This is a genomic window from Phormidesmis sp. 146-20 (genome assembly GCF_052939475.1).
Map to the genome: position 1 here is coordinate 1 of NZ_JBJPHT010000085.1, position 15,046 is coordinate 15,046.

Annotated in this window: 12 protein-coding genes; 6 read left to right on the forward strand and 6 right to left on the reverse strand. The window is 47.8% G+C overall.

Annotation, left to right across the window (positions count from 1 at the left end; genetic code table 11):
• Positions 1-310: 310 nt before the first annotated feature.
• The 4 genes from ACKFKH_RS32305 to ACKFKH_RS32320 all read right to left on the reverse strand — a co-directional run bounded on the left by ACKFKH_RS32305 (position 311) and on the right by ACKFKH_RS32320 (position 5,576).
• The gene (locus tag ACKFKH_RS32305; RefSeq protein ID WP_446862493.1) at positions 311-1,204 is read right to left on the reverse strand and encodes a protein rep; all 894 of its coding nucleotides are present in this window, start codon (positions 1,202-1,204) and stop codon (positions 311-313) included.
• A 157-nt stretch (positions 1,205-1,361) separates the two neighbouring features.
• Entirely contained in the window at positions 1,362-1,607 is a 246-nt protein-coding gene (locus tag ACKFKH_RS32310) for a hypothetical protein (protein WP_446862494.1), read from the reverse strand.
• On the reverse strand, positions 1,604-2,032 hold the full coding sequence (locus tag ACKFKH_RS32315; protein WP_446862495.1) for a putative toxin-antitoxin system toxin component, PIN family: 429 nt from the start codon (positions 2,030-2,032) through the stop codon (positions 1,604-1,606). Before ACKFKH_RS32315 ends, ACKFKH_RS32310 begins: the two co-directional genes overlap by 4 nt.
• A gap of 142 nt (positions 2,033-2,174) precedes the next feature.
• Complete coding sequence (locus tag ACKFKH_RS32320; protein ID WP_446862496.1) at positions 2,175-5,576, reverse strand: phycobilisome rod-core linker polypeptide; 3,402 nt, start codon at positions 5,574-5,576, stop codon at positions 2,175-2,177.
• A gap of 403 nt (positions 5,577-5,979) precedes the next feature.
• Between ACKFKH_RS32320 and ACKFKH_RS32325 the strand changes: the two genes are divergently transcribed.
• The 3 genes from ACKFKH_RS32325 (at position 5,980) to ACKFKH_RS32335 (ending at position 7,782) form a co-directional block, all read left to right on the forward strand.
• Positions 5,980-7,053, forward strand: coding sequence for a M4 family metallopeptidase (locus ACKFKH_RS32325; RefSeq protein ID WP_446862497.1), 1,074 nt, complete (start codon positions 5,980-5,982; stop codon positions 7,051-7,053).
• Between the two features lie 70 nt (positions 7,054-7,123).
• Complete coding sequence (locus ACKFKH_RS32330; RefSeq protein ID WP_446862498.1) at positions 7,124-7,414, forward strand: protealysin inhibitor emfourin; 291 nt, start codon at positions 7,124-7,126, stop codon at positions 7,412-7,414.
• Between the two features lie 32 nt (positions 7,415-7,446).
• A complete protein-coding gene (locus tag ACKFKH_RS32335) occupies positions 7,447-7,782 on the forward strand; it encodes a XisI protein (protein ID WP_446862499.1) in 336 nt (111 codons plus the stop codon).
• A gap of 10 nt (positions 7,783-7,792) precedes the next feature.
• Here ACKFKH_RS32335 and ACKFKH_RS32340 read toward each other — a convergent pair whose 3' ends face one another.
• Positions 7,793-8,968 carry a DNA double-strand break repair nuclease NurA gene (locus ACKFKH_RS32340; RefSeq protein ID WP_446862500.1) on the reverse strand — a complete coding sequence of 392 codons (1,176 nt, stop codon included), beginning with the start codon at positions 8,966-8,968 and terminating at the stop codon, positions 7,793-7,795.
• 177 nt (positions 8,969-9,145) lie between these two features.
• Positions 9,146-9,796, reverse strand: coding sequence for an HAD-IA family hydrolase (locus tag ACKFKH_RS32345; protein WP_446862501.1), 651 nt, complete (start codon positions 9,794-9,796; stop codon positions 9,146-9,148).
• A 398-nt stretch (positions 9,797-10,194) separates the two neighbouring features.
• Between ACKFKH_RS32345 and ACKFKH_RS32350 the strand changes: the two genes are divergently transcribed.
• From ACKFKH_RS32350 to ACKFKH_RS32360, 3 genes are all read left to right on the forward strand, one after another.
• Positions 10,195-11,364: a sensor histidine kinase gene (locus ACKFKH_RS32350; protein ID WP_446862502.1), complete on the forward strand. Its 1,170-nt coding sequence runs from the start codon at positions 10,195-10,197 to the stop codon at positions 11,362-11,364.
• Between the two features lie 287 nt (positions 11,365-11,651).
• Positions 11,652-12,977, forward strand: coding sequence for a response regulator (locus tag ACKFKH_RS32355; RefSeq protein WP_446862503.1), 1,326 nt, complete (start codon positions 11,652-11,654; stop codon positions 12,975-12,977).
• Positions 12,978-13,172: 195 nt separating this feature from the next.
• Complete coding sequence (locus ACKFKH_RS32360) at positions 13,173-15,032, forward strand: tetratricopeptide repeat protein (RefSeq protein ID WP_446862504.1); 1,860 nt, start codon at positions 13,173-13,175, stop codon at positions 15,030-15,032.
• Positions 15,033-15,046 lie beyond the last annotated feature (14 nt).

Consider the following 15,046-nt stretch of genomic DNA (forward strand, 5'->3'; position numbering starts at 1 on the left):
TAGGACATTACAATCTGCCCAACGTAACTGGTACTTTATTTAATTGCATATCCCTTACTGTTGAGTGATAAATCTGGCAAGCCCCTGGTTAGGTCGTCTTACGTGGTAGAAAATGGCAAGCTGTTTCTAAAAATTGAGTATCTATGTCGCGTCAATCGACCTGTCCATAAGGTTCCAATCACATTTCTGTGATGCTCAGTTACGACTCATGATTAAATGGCAAGCTGTTTCTAAAAATTGAGTATCTATGTCGCGTCAATCGACCTGTCCATAAGGTTCCAATCACATTTCTGTGATGCTCAGTTACGACTCATGATTCAAGATTGTATTGCCTCGCTCCACTGTTCCACCTGAAGCGTAAACTGCTTTGTGAAGCATCATCAGACTTGTCACTCTCTAAGTCTTCGGATTCTTTCTTTGAGTCTCTCATGTATTTGCACAGTACTCCTCCGGTGGCGATCGCTCTTGTTTTGTGTAGTTGTCCTGTCAATTCCAACAGCCATTCTCGATCTTCAGTTAAGTCGCTCCCTTTCGTCTGATATTTCAGAAGTTCGGGAACGAGCATAGATGGACTGTCAGTTTTCTTAATTGCTCTTATATCGACTACGGGTGTGTAGTCCACTCTCAATGACTGCTGCCATAGTTGTCCCCACTTTTTTTGAGACAAGTATCTACCTCCTGAAAAGTAAGATGGTGGCACCATTAATAAACAGTGGAAGTGAGGATGAGCTAATCCATCCTGTCCTCTGGTGACTTCAGCGGATTTAATCCATCCTGTTGCACACCATGTCTTGAGCTTAGTGAGTCGCTTGAAAGATTCATGCATCCAGGTTAGTGTGCTTCGCAAGTCCTCGATTAAGCAATTTTTCACTGTTAGGGTTAGAAATAACCACCGATGAGTAGGAAAATCGTGTATGACTGAAGGAATGCTTTTGTAAGCTTTTGCTTTCCACTTTAGGGAACGTCGCCATTGGCATATTGAGCAGTGCCGAACTCGACAAAATCTGGCATTACTTAACTTTAGTTCTTCAGAAACAACCTGAAAATCCAAAGATTCTCCACAACTTATAATTCTTTGAGAATAACCGCTAAATGGACTGCCTACGTAATGTTTAGCAAGAATATCACTAGTTTTCTTATGCTTACTCCAAACTTTTTCTCGCTCCGACAGCTCAGATAAAAAAATCGCGCTACGGTAATTCATGCTTTACTGCACTCTGTAGACATTCCTACATAAGGTGCCCATATACAGATGTCTTCTCGTAATAAATTGCTTCCCCTTAAGCGCAGCACTCGATCGCACCCCTGCCACTTTTGAGTTAGCCACAGAAAATTTTCATACAAATCTACGAATTCAAATGTTAGCCTGTCGGCAACTGGTCGTAAGATTCCGGTTCAACATCGGGCACTTTCGCCAACACTGCCTCATACTTATCTCGGCTGCCTCGTTTTGCCAACGCTTCTAAATACGTCTCGGTCGTCAACGCAGCGATCTTCTCTGCAACAGCCGTCGCAATAAATTGGTCTACTGAAATGCCATCTTGCTCTGCCAAAACTTGCAGATTTTTGTATAAAGAGTCAGGAAGCTGAACATTCAAATGACTCATGGCAACGCTCCAATTTCTTTCAAAAACTCCGCAGGCAAAATCGCTCTGATTCCAAACTTCTCAATTCCAACAAAGTCACGAGTGTTGTATGTCACTACGCTATCACATCCGGCTGCAACTGCCAGTTCCAGCACCATATCGTCTTTCGGGTCGGGTAGGTAAGGTCGCCAAAGAAAGAAGATTTGATGCCTCATAGCAACTGAACAGTGAAACTTGATGAAGTCTTCAATATCTGTCGCGCTGACATACAAATTTGATAACTCTCTTGACAATACCTCCTGATATTCTAAAACCAACGGAATCGAAAGGTGAATCTCGAACTTTCCCATTCCAACTAGTGTTAGTAGCTGAAAAGCGCTGCCCCGTCGAGAACGCAGACCTGAAACGATGACATTTGTATCAAGGACAATTTGCGGAATTAGCACAAAAACAGGATGAAGACTTCGGGTGAATCATACAACTTTCCAAGAAAAATCTGGCGGTCAAAACCGCGACTATCAAGTTTCAACAAAAAGCCCCCGATCGCTCAATACGATCGAGGGGCCTTTTAATTAATCAACAAACGTTCTAGCTGCGACCCGTCAGATATGAGGGCGACAGATCAGACCACGACTGTTTCACCAGATCAGCCTCAGCCTGGACGCTCCCTAAATAGTTACCCGCAGGCAGCGAAGGGAAACGCTTGTAAGGCACCACATCTTCACCAAAGTAACGAGCATACTCAGCACTATCGACCATCGCCTCAACCGCAGCCTTGAGACCCTTATCAGCCAACAGCTTGTTGTATTGACGAATCTCAGCCTGAGTCGCCGGGGCACGACCCAACAGATGACGGAACAAGAACTCGATCGCCTTCGTATTCGGATACGGCGTGTAGAAGCGACGACGATAAATCTCAGAACTCGCCAGCGTCTTGACAAACTCGCGCACCGAGATCTCGCTATTCCGCAGCTTACTTTCTAAGTCCGATCGCCGGAATTCGCGCGGCACCTGACCGCTAAACACATCCAGTACTTGACAGTAGATGGCGTTCATCACCAGTTCGATTTCGCCTTGACCCATGCCCAGATTCATTCGGAAGATGCGGGCAGGTTTGCGACGAGACGTACCGACTCCCACTTCGACCGATTGACCGCTGCCATTGGAGAATGATCGACCCAGTTCCATAAATCGGGGCTTGCTCATATCCATCTGACGTGCTTGAGCGGCCAGATCGGCGATCGCTTTGCCCGTCATCGGCATCTTGGCAGCATCCATGCGCGGCTTGAGGGTGGCAAAACTAGGGATTTCCACCTTCTTGTCTTGCTTGGTCAGCTTGTTGTACAGCGTTTGGCTGTTGGGGAAGTTAGCCGCCGGGAGCGTCAGGAAGCGGTTGTAAGGAACGACATCCTCGCCAAAGGCTTCTCCATACTCAGCACTGCTCACCATCGCGTTGATAAAGCCTTTCAATCCTTGAGTCGCCAAAATTTGGTTGTACTTGCGGATTTCGGGCTGATCCAAGGGTGCACGACCCAGGAAGTGCTTAGTTCCTAGCTCAATCACTTTGGTGTTGGGATAAGGCGTGTAGAACTCCTTGATGTACAGGCTGGAAGTACCCAAGGCTTCAATGAATTCCTTGAGACTGATTTCACCGTTGCCGAGCTTGCTCTCCAAGACAGAAAACTCGTTTTTGACGATGTAGGGTGCAATATCCCGCTCAAAAATCTGACGATAAGCAGCCCCTGTAATCACGTTCAAGTTCGACTTGTCGTTGAGGTTGGTGAGCTTAAAGACCTTGGTTTGCTCGCGCTTCTTGCTGACCCCTTGATTGATGCGGAACTGCACATCGGGTTCCGTACGCATATCTGTGACAGCGCCCAGTTCCACAAAGCGAGGCGTTTCTTCTTTGACAGCTTTTGCACCTGTGTCGCCGATCGAGCCAACACGAGTCGATCGCAGTGACAACCCAGCCGGGGTCAAATAGCGCTCATAAGGAACGGTATCTTCGCCAAAGGTTTCGTTGTACTCAGGGCTATCTAGAATTGCATCAATCAGCGCATAGAAGCCTTTTTTGGAGCAAATGTCAAAGTACTTGTTGATCTCTTGACGACCATAAGTAGGACGACCCAACAGGCGACGGTGGATGTACTCAACCGACTTAGTAACGTAGAGACTCGTCCAGTACAAGCTGCGGAAGAGGTTCGATTTGGCCAGCCGACGAATAAACTCGCGCACTGGAATCTCGCCGTTTTCTAGCTTGATTTCGTCAACTTTGAGCCGCTGACCGTCGTAAACCGCTCGTCCAAAGACTTGCAGATAAGCTGCACGAATCACGGCTTGAGTTGAACTTTCTGAAAACTTAACGCTGATGCCTTTCGTCGGACTGCCCTTCTTGGCAAAGGTGCCTGTGTAGCTGGGCAATTGATCCAGCTTGAACACTTTGGGCCCCAAGGTACCGGGAGCTTCTCCTCTAGCAGACGGGTTGCTGAGTTGGTTGTTGATGCCAGCCCCACGGTTGATCAAAATCCGCCGAGTGTCTTTGCCAAAAGGAGCCGGACGAGCGCTGGGATTGCGAGTTTCTTTGGGGAAGATAGCGCCAAACTGGATTTCTAGCGGATCGTTGCCAGAACCATAAACGTGCTGATCAGGCAGCGGTCTGTCGTAGGAGGCAAACGTCACCAAGAACTGAGGCACCTTGCGGAAGGGCGCACTGTAGTTAAACAGATCTTGTTGAGGGCCCCAGTTGCGGCATTCTTGCGCTTCTTGACCCAGACCCCGCAGATAAGGGACGGTTTCTTCGCCAAAGTAGTCGCTGTATTCTTTAGAGTCAACCAGCGCGTCTACCAACGCAGGCAAGCCACCTGTCGAGACGATCGAGAAGTATTTCTGCACTTCTTCACGGCTGCTTGGCCCTCGACCCAAAATGTGACGGAATGCCAACTCCAGGGCACGACTGTTGATGTATGGGTCGTAGAAATTTTTGCGGTAGAGGGGAGACTTCGCCAAACGACGCACAAACTCCTTCATGGAGATATCGCCGTTTTTAACCTTGGACTCCAGATCTGAGATGGAGAGTGAATAGGCGCGCGTGATGTCTCGCTCAAAAATCTGACGATAGGCCGCTTTGATCACGTCGTTCTTCTCAGATGACCCCAACCCCGGCTTCATCGCATATTTGGGGCGACGCTCGGCAGCATTGGCGTAGATTTGAGGAAGCTGTAGACCTTGCTGATCGTTAGAAGAGCGCTGACGGAGCTTGGTCGAAGGGGTGGGCGCTTTGAATTCGCCAATCAGCACATCGAAGTATTGAGCGACGATTTCGGAAGCTTCGGCATCGTTGCGGAAGTAGTTGACCGAGGCGGCTTTCATCTCTTGGAGAGCCACGATCGTCGCTTCTCCAGAGCAAGCATTCTCGATAATTTCGCGCAAGCCTCGCACGTTGACCGAGATGATGTTGGGGTCGCCTGCGACGATCGCATAGGTGGTGTAGCGCAAAAACCAACTCAAGTCACGCAGCGATTTGGCCATATTGCTCGGGCCATATCGTGCAACGTTGATTGGTCGGAAGTTTGCCGGAATCGGGCCGCTACTCGGTGTCAAAAACAGGGCCCGTAGCCCGTCTAAAATACCGTTGCTGTTTCCACCCGCATAGGTTGCGGTTCCCAACTTCATGTTTTCTGCGGTGTCCATGACGGTGCCAGCCAGGCTCATCACAGGCTCTTCGGCAGGCTTTTCTAAAAAGGCCATCGGAGAGCCACCTGTAAAGATGCGATTGGCGGCCCGAGACACAATCAGCTCTGAGCTACGGGTCAACAACTCGGCGATCTCCAAGCGTTTTGCTCCAGAGACAAAGTAGCGAGCCAATTCGTCTAGCTCACCTCGGCCCAAGAAGCGGTCTTGCTGCTCGGCTTGAGAAATTGTTGCGACTGGGACTGTTTGGTAAAGTTGCGGGCGTGCAACTGAGCTTCCACCACTTGCCTTAACACTCATCGGATACTAAAGCTCCCGTTTACGGATCGTTACTGTATTAAATCTGACCAGAGTGTCACCTGGCACGGACTATTACCCGTTTATCGTAGAACTTTTGTTCTAGTTTGGGCAATAGAATCTATCGAATCAAACGACTACCCAGGGTCAACCACGCTCATTTTTAGATTAAAACGTTTCGGGTTCAAAGACTGATTTATTAAAAAGTGTGAAGAACCATTCTCTACGTTTATCAGAGCATCATAAAGCTATCTGGAAACTGTCTGAGAAGAGGTATAAGTTTTGTAACAAAGAAGAAGGAGTGAGACGTGAGGAGTGAGGAGTAAGGAGTGAGGAGTGAGGATAGAATACTTCCGGGTTCCTGAAGTTTTGGTGTTCTAAACATTAGGAGTGCATTTACATTATTATGCAGAGAAAGGATACGCGGAAGGAAACTAAGAACCTGCGGCACCTTTGCCGCTGCCCGATTTGCTGTATCTTGCCGCCCTATGTTACCGATCGTGTGATTCTCAATGGCACTCCAACTCAGCGCGAATGGGCTTTAGAAACATTAAGAGCGTCAGAGCAGTTTCGGGGCAGGCGTGAAGCGGTGGGTGGCATTCGATTGATGGCTCCGGTAGGGGTAAAGCGGCGGACGATTTTTGATGCCAAAAATTTAACAGATTTGCCCGGAACGTTGGTACGCAGTGAGGGCGATCCGGCGACGGGCGATTTGGCAGTGGATGAGGCTTACGATGGGTCGGGCGCGACTTATGACTTCTATGCCGAAGTGTTTCAGCGCAATTCGATCGACGGGCTGGGAATGCGTCTCGATTCGACGGTTCACTATGGTCAGAAGTATGACAACGCTTTTTGGAATGGGAGCCAGATGGTCTATGGCGATGGGGATGGGGAATTATTCGATCGCTTCACCAAATCGATTGATGTGATTGGTCATGAACTGACGCATGGTGTCACTCAAAATGAAGCAAATCTAACGTATCGAGGACAATCCGGAGCCTTGAACGAATCCTTTTCAGATGTGTTTGGCATTTTGATCAAACAGCGAGTTCTCAACCAAACGGCCGATCAATCAAATTGGATCATTGGAGAAGGGTTGTTTACTCCCAAAGTTAATGGTGCAGGCATTCGATCGATGAAGGCTCCTGGTACGGCCTATGACGATCGGGTGATTGGTAAAGATCCTCAGCCTGCTGACTTCAGAAATATATATACCGGAACGGCTGACAATGGCGGTGTTCATATCAATTCGGGTATTCCCAATCGGGCGTTTTATCTGACGGCAACGGCGATCGGGGGCTATGCCTGGGAGAAAGCCGGAAGAATCTGGTACATTGCGCTGACCGAAAGACTGAGACCCAGAGCCACTTTTAGAACGGCAGCAGCCACGATGAGCGCGATCGCTGGCGAACTCTATGGCGCAAACAGCACCGAACAACAAGCCGTCCGAACTGCCTGGAGAACAGTTGGAGTCGTTTGACGTTTAGTCCAAATATAAGAAGTGAGGAGTTGCATCATGTTGACTCTTCACTTCAAATCCCACAACTCTTATGAAAATCTCTTTTGAGCGATCGGGCGGATTTGCAGGTCTAATCATGACCACTTCAATCGATACTGAAACTCTGTCACCGACTGAAGCCAATCAAGTCTGTCAAATGGTAGAAGCGGCAGATTTTTTTAATTTACCGACAACGATCGCAGCCCCGCAGCCCGATCGCTTTCACTACCAAATTACAATTGAGGAGAGAGATCGGCTTCACACCATACAAATTGACGAATCAGTGATGCCCGATCGGTTGTCTCCATTGATTGAATGGATGACAGAGACAGCTCGAAGGTAGCAAAGGTCTCAAAACTTTGGAGTGATTGTGCAATGGATAAGCTAGAACAATATCGTCAGTTAATTCAAACTCTATTAACCGAGTATGTTGCGGTTCCCATTTCTAATGGTGAAATCGAGTCACAAACTGTTTTTGACCTTCAACACGATCGCTATCAAGTGATGAATGTGGGCTGGGATGGGCATCGTCGCGTACATGGATGTGCATTGCACTTGGATATTAAAAATGGCAAAATTTGGATACGACACAACGCTACCGAAAAGCAAATTGCTCATGAACTCATTGCAATGGGAGTTCAGCAAGAAGATATTGTTTTAGGGTTTCAAGCGCCGTATGTGCGACAGTACCCTGGGTTTGGCGTTGCGTAGAAGCATCAACCTAACGCCGCCGCATTTTGCTGACCATTTTGCGAGACAGCCGCAGCTTGAGATCTTCTTTCTCAGCCCAATCTTGCAGCAGTCCATAAAAAACTTGACGATCGTCATTCTTAAGCACTGCTACCTGGTCGGCTGTCTCAATCACATAAGGGTAGCCGCCGCCAATTACCACTTCGCCTCGCACCCAATCGAGAATACGATCGTGCCATCCCGCTTCATATACCCAAACCGGAAGTTCTAATCGCACTGGGTAGCTATCTTTATTGGTTTTCATATAGGTGAATGCAATTCGGTCAGCCTGATCTTGATATTGATCTAATACACCCGATCGCTGACAGAGAAACAAGGGAGTACGATCGCCCCACTGCATTGCGCTATTTCTAGAACGGCTAATAAGTTGTGCATCGTGGATAGATTTACTCTCGGGCAAATTGCCTAATAGCCGCAGCATTTCAGTCAGGTCGTAAGCAGTCGAAGTGTCAATATAGCCAACCAGCGGCACTCTAAAATACTCACTCGCCTGCAACAGTTGACGCATACATTTCACATAAAAGTTGCGCGTCTCTTCATCAAAAACTTCGGCAAACGTGACCACGAGTGAACCGTCAAAAAACGCCAGACAGGTTTCACAATCGGCATGAGATTCCATATATTTGATGATGCGTTGAGTTTCCATTTCAAAGCGGCGTAGATTGACTTTACGATCGGCGAGATCGCCCTTTCCCACACGCAGATCATTTGGAGTCATCACATCCAATTCGATGTCTTTTTCATAGGTGCCAGACGGCAAATGACAATTTTCATACCAGCCGATTTGCACCAGCGCTACGGGAATCGAAACATCTTTACTGGGATAAATTTGAGAGCCATCGACGGCAAAGGTAGAAATCCCAGTGAGGCGATCGCGTACCCATTCCAGACTTTGTTCTCGACTTTGCCAGGTCAATTTTGAAGGAATAATCCAATCGGAAAATTTGCCCAATGGCTCTAATGGCAGCGCTCCACAATATTGAATTCCTGCAAGGTTTTCCTGCAAAATATTGTCTGGTTGGCGTGACATCTGAGCCAGTGCCGCCAGGTATTGTTGAAGTTCTTGCAAAGCGGTTTTGTCATAACTTGTGAAGTCATCACGCTTTGCCTCTAACAGGCTCAAAATTTGGGATGGCTTAATTGGCATACATTAAGAGATGGGGAATTGATTCGTGAATAATCTTCTCAAGCTGTGTAGATTGATTATCGCCAAACTTTGGAAGACGCGCAATGTACCTCTGATCTTCTGCTGATCAGGGGATGAGAATATCGTATTTCCAAACTCATGCTGTCTCTAATTTTTTTTGATACAAATTCAAACGCTCTATAGGGTTTTACGATCGAGCCAAATCCCCCTCAGTCCTGCGGCTTTTGCAGCTTTATAATCTTCTTCTAAACTGTCTCCTACATGCCACGCAAATTGGGCTGAACAATTGTGTTTATCAAGGGCTACATCAAAAATTTGAGGACTGGGTTTTGCGGCTCCGACTTCGGTAGAAATGGTAACAGAACTGAAAAAATCAGTCAGATTTAGCGCTTTGAGAACCGCATGTAGACGAGAGTCAAAATTAGAGAGAACGCCTAATGTAATGTCACGATCGCGCAATTTCTCTAAAGTTGGCACCACATCTGTATAGAGAATCCAGGGTTCTGTTGTCTCAAAGTGATGATAGAGTTCGGTGAAAAACTTTGAGAAATCTGAAAACTGATCGCGAACGTTGGCTCGTTTAAAGGTTTGATGCGCGATCGTGCCCCACCATTCAAATTCTAATTGGGGAATTTCTGCACTTGATCGCCCCGGAAAAGCAGGAGACCCGGCCGCTTTAAAACTTTGATAAAACGCTTGATTTAAGACTTCAGTTGGCACATCCACACCATAACGCCAGGCGATTTTGCCGTAGACTTCACCGACGCTACCCCGCACCCCAAACAAAGTGCCAACCGCATCAAAAAAAATCACCTGGGGACGCATCATTATCTCTCAATTTAGAAACTTAAAAAGCAGTCTTGCACCAGCAGAATCAACAAGGGTAGAGGCATTCCTAAACCACTTTCCATCAAGTTATGGTCGCATGTTACTGATTTAAGGACGGTGGAGAGTGCCACCCTGCGAGTTTTTAGCGCTCTTATCGAGTGATCGACGCTTATTTCAGTGCCATTTAGCCATTATCCCTTGTCTACTCAAAAGTTAAACCTCAGACTCGAAACCTGTCCTCAAAGTCGTAGAGGCGCACGATCGCCGATTGGTTTTCCTGCGATCGGGGGAAGGCAAGCGTTCGGTCAAGCGCCAAACTTGTGGGACAGCGTACACTCAAACCGCGACGGTGGGTGAAACTGAGAGTTTAGCAGGTCGATCGTTGAGGAGAACACGACATGAATCAAGCTGAGTTAGCGCAACAGGTCAAAACGATTCATGATCAACTCAAGCTACTTCAAAAACAAGCCGCATCACCCTCAACAGACCCCATTTTTGAGACACTCTTTTCTCAACTCCAAAGCTTAGAAATTCAGACAGCCGAGTCACCCCTCACCCCACACACTCAAACCAGCGAAGAAAAGTGGCGTGCCCTCAGCGTTTGTTCCCCGGTGGGGATTTTTACCTGTGACGTTTTGGGGCATGTCACCTACACCAATCCCAAGTGTCAGGAGATGGGCGGCTTTACGCTTGAGGAGAGTTTGGGTAAGGGGTTTGCAGACTCCATTCACCCAGACGATCGCCATCGAGTGCTGACAGACTGGTTTACGATCGCTCACTCAGGACAACAACACGCCGATGAGTTTCGAGTGCTGCACCGCGATGGCTCTTTGCGTTGGCTACAAGTCAGGACGGCTCCGATTATCTCCGATCAGGGCGAATTAGTAGGGCACACCGGAACGGTCGAAGACATCACCAAACAAAAACAGTCCGAATCCCAGATCAAAGCCTCTCTCAGGGAAAAAGAAGCCCTGCTCAAAGAAATTCACCATCGGGTTAAAAACAATCTACAAATTATCTCCAGTTTGATCTACCTTCAGTCACAAAGAATCGACGATCCCCAGGTGCGACAAATTTTTGAAGACAGCCAAAGTCGAATTAATTCGATGGCCCTGGTGCATGATAGTCTGTATCGGTCGAATGACCTGACTCGCATCAATTTATCAGAATACATTCAAAGTTTGGCGACTCGTCTCTTCTATACTTATCGACTTCAATCAGATTTGGTGACGCTAAGAATGCAGGTTGGTGAGGAAATCTTCATCAGTTTAGAAAAGGCGATTCCCTGTGGGCTGATCTTAAATGAACTCATGACCAACGCCCTCAAACATGGATTTTCTGATGAGAGAAGCGGCGAGATTGCGGTGCTGTTGGAAGCCGAACTTCCCCAAAAAATTTGTCTCATCGTCGAAAACAACGGCAACGATTTACCCGATAGGTTTGAACTGCAAACGATCCGATCGATGGGGTTGCGACTGGTTAATGCCCTTGTCAACCAAATTCGAGGCAGCTTTGAGCTAGAAAAAACAAATACGACGCGATTTAAAGTGACCTTTGATCATCTATAAATGCTCGATCGCCCTACAATGCTGGAGGGGTGTGGGAAGATTGCTTCCCTTCTAGAATCGGGCAATTCGACACGGTTTAGTGCAGAAAAATAGGCAAGTTAGCCCCTACTTCAAAGCCAATTTTTCTACTGTGTCGATCAATACACATTCCCTGCAAAAAACTGGCTTCACGTCAACACTTTGAGTTGATTTGACGAAGTTAAAACCTGACTGTCATTTTTTAGAAGCACTTCTAACTAGAATGCAGAAGTACAAGTATAAAAAATTGCTACGATGACGGATTAAACATGGCGAAAATATTGGTAGTCGAAGATGAAAGTGTCGTAGCATGGCACATTCAAGAAGCATTAGAAACGCTGGGTCATGAAGTGATTGCCGTCGCCCAAACCGCTAAAGAAGCGATCAAACTCTCTGCGGATACTCAGCCCGATCTGATATTAATGGACATTCAACTCCAGGGCGAGGTCGATGGAGTGGCGGCCTCCGAATTTATCTACTTTCAGCTAAATTTGCCCGTCGTCTATCTGACCGCCCACGCCGACGAACAAACGCTCCAGCGAGCCACCGAAACCTCTCCCTTTGGCTATCTAGTTAAACCGTTTCAGGAAGCCGAACTGCACTCCACCATCAAGATTGCCCTGCACCGTCACCAACTCGAAAGAGCACACAAAGATGCTCAACAATGGTACGCCACGACGCTGATTAGTATCGGAGACGCAACGATCGCCACAGATGTAGACGGCTTTATCGCTTTTATGAATCCGACCGCAGAAATCCTCACGGGTTGGGAGCAAGAGCAGGCATTGGGCGAGTTTGCCACACGAGTTTTGGATCTGGTGCACGAAGAGACAGGGGAGGCGATCGCAAATCCCTTGTTGTCTGCGATGTGTAGCGGCGATACGGTGACCTTGCCCACGCGCACCCTGCTGAGAGCCAGAGATGGAACGCTCAGACCTGTGGGCGATAGTGCCGCTCCGATTCGCAATCGAGATGGTCAGATCATTGGCAGCATTATGGTCTTTCAAGACTTGAGCGATCGCCGCCAACAAGAAGCGCTGCTTCAACGAGAAAATCAGATTTTAGAACGCAGTCAAGATCGATTGACTCTACAACTACGCGAACGCAATGAACAACTTCAACAGGCCCTCGACTGTACTCAACTGGTGCAACGGGTTTTAGAACAATCGCGATCGACCTCTGATCACAGCCAGATTTTGCAACTGACAATTGAGGAATTGGGGCGCACGCTAGAAGCCAGCTATTGTTGGGCCGCCCTACACGATGAAGAGAGTCTGACTTCGACGATCGTCTGTGAATCGATCGGGGCATTTGAGTTTCCAGACTCGACGATCGGCACCTGCATTGATTTAGAAAAGCACTTTCGATTTTATTTTCGGCTGTTTCAGCGAGAATCCTGGGTTGATCCGAGTCCAGATTTGCTGCCGCCACTCTATCGTCAGTTGCAGGAAATGACGAGCCAAATGCTGATCTGTCCGATTCAAGACGAGCAGCGAATAATTGGTGAGGTGGGCATTCTTGTGCAGGGCAAACCTATCAGATCAAAGCTGCAAGCTGATTTAATTGCACAGGTGGTCAGTCTGCGATCGCGCTAGAGCAAGCTTAGGAAAGCCAGACTCACTTTAGTCGTTCTGTTTCTTTTTGTGACCAGCAAAATAGAGAGGAGAGGCGATCGACTGGATACAAATCGCCCAATCCTAAAGCTAGTCTCGCAAAATTCCTGGAGTGCAAGAAAAATCTTGTATACGTAGGTGAAGCGGGACAAAACTGAGACAGCAGATCAAGGCGACATGGAGACACCAACTTGGCTGACAGAAGCGCGGCAGTTATTGAAGCAAGGGGAACCGTTGGCAGCATTGGCGGCATTAGAGACGGGGCTAGCAGAGATGCCTGATTGCGTCGATGGCTGGGAACTGAAGAGTCGAGTCTTGCAAAATCTAGGACGATATGGAGAGGCGGCGGCGGCAAATGAAGAAGTGCTGCGATGGATGAAAGTTGGACTGATAAGTAGTGGGACAACATGGCTGGTCACGGCTGAAGATTGGCTTAAATCAGGCTGTGCTAGCTACGAATCAGGTGATTTTGAAACTGCCATCGCCAGTTTTGACCAAGCCCTGAAATACAAACCGGACTTACCTGAAGCTTGGGTCAATCGTGGCATTGCGCTGAGAATTTTACAACGCTATGAAGAGGCGATCGCCAGCTATGATCAAGCGTTGAAATACAAACCGAACTTCCACAAAGCTTGGAACAATCGCGCTTTTGCATTATGGAATCTACAACGCTATGAAGAGGCGATCGCTAGCTATGACCAAGTGCTGAAATACAAACCGGACTACCATGAAGCTTGGAACAATCGCGGCGCTGCACTGAGTAATTTACACCGCTACGAAGAGGCGATCGCTAGCTATGACCAAGTGCTGAAATACAAACCAGATGACCATGAAGCTTGGGTCAATTGCGGTACTGCATTGTTTAGCTTACGACGCTATGAAGAGGCGATCGCTAGTTATGACCAAGCGCTGAAATACAAACCGGACTTACCTGAAGCTTGGTATAGTCGCGGCAATGCATTGGGTGATTCACACCGCTATGAAGAGGCGATCGCCAGCTATGACCAAGCGCTGGAATACCAACCTGACTTACCTGAAGCTTGGAGCAATCGCGGTCTTGCACTAGTTCATTTACAACGCTACGAAGAGGCGATCACCAGCTATGACGAAGCCCTAAAATACAAGCCGGACTACTCTGAAGCCTGGTTCAATCGCGGCGTTGCATTGAGTGATTTACAGCGTTACGAAGAGGCGATCGCCAGCTATGACCAGGCGTTGAAATACAAACCCGACTACTACAACTCTTGGTACAATCGCGGCGTTGCATTGGGGAATTTACAGCGTTACGAGGAAGCGATCGCCAGCTATGACGAAGCCCTAAAATACAAACCGGATTTACCTGAAGCTTGGGTCAATCGCGGCGCTGCATTGGGTGAATTACGACGTTACGAAGAGGCGATCGCCAGCTATGACCAAGTGCTGAAATACAAACCAGACGACCATTCAGCTTGGGTCAATCGCGGCGTTGCATTGGGGAATTTACAGCGTTACGAGGAAGCGATCGCTAGCATTGACCAAGCCTTAAACTACGAACCGGATTACTATGCAGCCTGGTTCAATCGCGGCATTGCACTGGATAATTTACACCGTTACGAAGAGGCGATCGTCAGCTATGATCAAGCCTTAAACTATAAGCCGGACTACTATGAAGCGTGGAACAATCAAGGCGTTGCACTGAATAATTTACACCTTCACGAAGAGGCGATCGCTAGCATTGACCAAGCCTTAAACTACGAACCGGATTACTATGCAGCCTGGTTCAATCGCGGCATTGCACTGGATAATTTACACCGTTACGAAGAGGCGATCGCTAGCTATGACGAAGCGCTGAAACACAAACCGGACTACTATGCAGCTTGGAGCAATCGCGGTGTTGCATTAGCTGACTTAAACCACTACGAAGAGGCGATCGCTAGCTATGACAAAGCTTTAAACTACAAACCGGACTGCTATGAAGCTTGGAGCAGTCGAGCATGTGCAATTTGTAGCTTGAGCCGGGGGTATGTCAATAGTTTTGTGTCAAAGGTGAAAAGTTAGAGGGGAAATCGGTC

Coding starts and splice junctions, on each gene's coding strand:
- ACKFKH_RS32305 (WP_446862493.1), bottom strand. CDS start 1,204: ATGAATTACCGTAGCGCGATTTTTTTATCTGAGCTGTCGGAGCGAGAA.
- ACKFKH_RS32310 (WP_446862494.1), bottom strand. CDS start 1,607: ATGAGTCATTTGAATGTTCAGCTTCCTGACTCTTTATACAAAAATCTG.
- ACKFKH_RS32320 (WP_446862496.1), bottom strand. CDS start 5,576: ATGAGTGTTAAGGCAAGTGGTGGAAGCTCAGTTGCACGCCCGCAACTT.
- ACKFKH_RS32325 (WP_446862497.1), top strand. CDS start 5,980: ATGCAGAGAAAGGATACGCGGAAGGAAACTAAGAACCTGCGGCACCTT.
- ACKFKH_RS32330 (WP_446862498.1), top strand. CDS start 7,124: ATGAAAATCTCTTTTGAGCGATCGGGCGGATTTGCAGGTCTAATCATG.
- ACKFKH_RS32335 (WP_446862499.1), top strand. CDS start 7,447: ATGGATAAGCTAGAACAATATCGTCAGTTAATTCAAACTCTATTAACC.
- ACKFKH_RS32340 (WP_446862500.1), bottom strand. CDS start 8,968: ATGCCAATTAAGCCATCCCAAATTTTGAGCCTGTTAGAGGCAAAGCGT.
- ACKFKH_RS32345 (WP_446862501.1), bottom strand. CDS start 9,796: ATGATGCGTCCCCAGGTGATTTTTTTTGATGCGGTTGGCACTTTGTTT.
- ACKFKH_RS32350 (WP_446862502.1), top strand. CDS start 10,195: ATGAATCAAGCTGAGTTAGCGCAACAGGTCAAAACGATTCATGATCAA.
- ACKFKH_RS32355 (WP_446862503.1), top strand. CDS start 11,652: ATGGCGAAAATATTGGTAGTCGAAGATGAAAGTGTCGTAGCATGGCAC.
- ACKFKH_RS32360 (WP_446862504.1), top strand. CDS start 13,173: ATGGAGACACCAACTTGGCTGACAGAAGCGCGGCAGTTATTGAAGCAA.